Source organism: Photobacterium pectinilyticum (assembly GCF_024357955.1).
GTDB classification, from domain to species: Bacteria; Pseudomonadota; Gammaproteobacteria; order Enterobacterales; family Vibrionaceae; genus Photobacterium; species Photobacterium pectinilyticum.
Genome location: NZ_JANEYT010000177.1, coordinates 1 through 1462, shown reverse-complemented (window position 1 = coordinate 1462; position 1462 = coordinate 1). Strand labels below are relative to the sequence as shown.

Sequence of the window (1462 nt, the reverse complement as noted above, 5' to 3'; positions counted from 1 at the left end):
ATGTGCTTAACAGACTACGAATTGCCGTTAGCCTTGAATTAGACAACATCGTTACCGTCAGTGCTGGTATCACTTATGTGGACTCCCCATTGTCAACAGTAATCCCCAGTAAATCAGAAATAAATGCGCACTTATGTACGAGCTCAACAAGAGTAGCTAACTCAGGCTCTACGATATTTACGCGAGTTAGTAGCAAATCTAACCTACGAGTTCAAGACTCTCAGATGCCCGCTGCTTTGACTAACTGATTTTCATCCAATTTATGCATTTTACTGTTAAGACAATTTACTAAGAGACTAAAGGTTCAGCTTTATATTCCGTACCTTGAGTTAAAATAGCAAATGCTGTTCTGACATTTTTATTTGCCAACGCTACCGCAGCACACTTCTTACCTCTACGTTCAATTAAGTTTTTTAGCCACTCTTCTTTTTTGGTTTTCGGTGGACGATTGGCAACCTTGCTTACGATCGACATCGCACCAGTGATCAATTGGCTTCGAAACAGAGTATTTTTAAAACCTCTTCCTATCGAGCCGATTTTAGCTCGTCCTCCACTTGAATGCTGTATTGGTGTGAGCCCTATACAGGCGGCTGCTGCTTTCCCTTTACTAAAAGCTCCAATGTCAGCACACCCCAGCGCGATATATAGGTTAACAGCGTTAAGGGTACCGACTCCCTCAATTTTAAGTAGCTTTTTACATTCAGGTTGATAACTCAAAGACTTTTCTAGGCAGTCGTCGTAAGTATCAATCGCTTCAACCAGCGATGAGTATTGATCCCAAGCCGTAGATATTGCCTGACGAAACGAAGGTGAAAAGCCATTATCTGCATCTTCTAGGGTTTCATCAATTGTTGCTCTCAACCCCCCATTTCTGTTGGAAACTTGAATATTTAATTCAGATAACAAAGCAATCAATTGGTTTTTAGACGCTGTTTTTTGTCTTATGCTTAGTTCTCGTAAGCGGACAATCGATTGTAGTTGCTGCTGTTCGGCTGTTTTACCTTGAATAAAGTTCACATCAGGTAACAGTGATGCTTGTACTATTGCCAAGGCATCGTTTTTGTCAGTTTTTTGATTTTGTCTAACCACAGCAACTAATCTCGATGAGATTAAACGAGCATCATGCCCATGAGAAGAGGCGAGTTGCTTCCAATAATTTGAAGTACCACAAGCTTCATACACGATTGTGGCAGGCATTGAGTTGACTAACCAACAAGTAAACTCCTTCGGTGTCATCTCTGTATTTGAGTGCACTTTTCTGTTTGTATAAATACAAACTTGGATCACTTTTTTGGCTAAATCAACGCCAACAATCGTCTTGTTCATTTGAATCTCCAAATTATTTTAAGCTCTACTATTGTAGGGCGTAGGTTTGGGGAGTCCAATTATCTAACCTGACATTGCGCAACATACGGAACACGGTAAGCCTGTATCACTCCCTTTGGGAAAACCTTTGTGGCCG

Annotated in this window: 1 protein-coding gene; it reads right to left on the bottom strand. The window is 40.9% G+C overall.

Features of this window, described 5'->3' with window-relative positions; genetic code table 11:
- Nucleotides 1–288 precede the first annotated feature (288 nt).
- Nucleotides 289–1326 carry an IS110 family RNA-guided transposase gene (locus tag NHN17_RS25720; protein ID WP_016786470.1) on the bottom strand — a complete coding sequence of 346 codons (1038 nt, stop codon included), beginning with the start codon at nt 1324–1326 and terminating at the stop codon, nt 289–291.
- Between the last annotated feature and the right edge of the window lie 136 nt (nt 1327–1462).

What these genes read in the sequence shown, in the direction of transcription:
- NHN17_RS25720 (WP_016786470.1), bottom strand. Translation starts at nt 1,326, where the DNA reads ATGAACAAGACGATTGTTGGCGTTGATTTAGCCAAAAAAGTGATCCAA.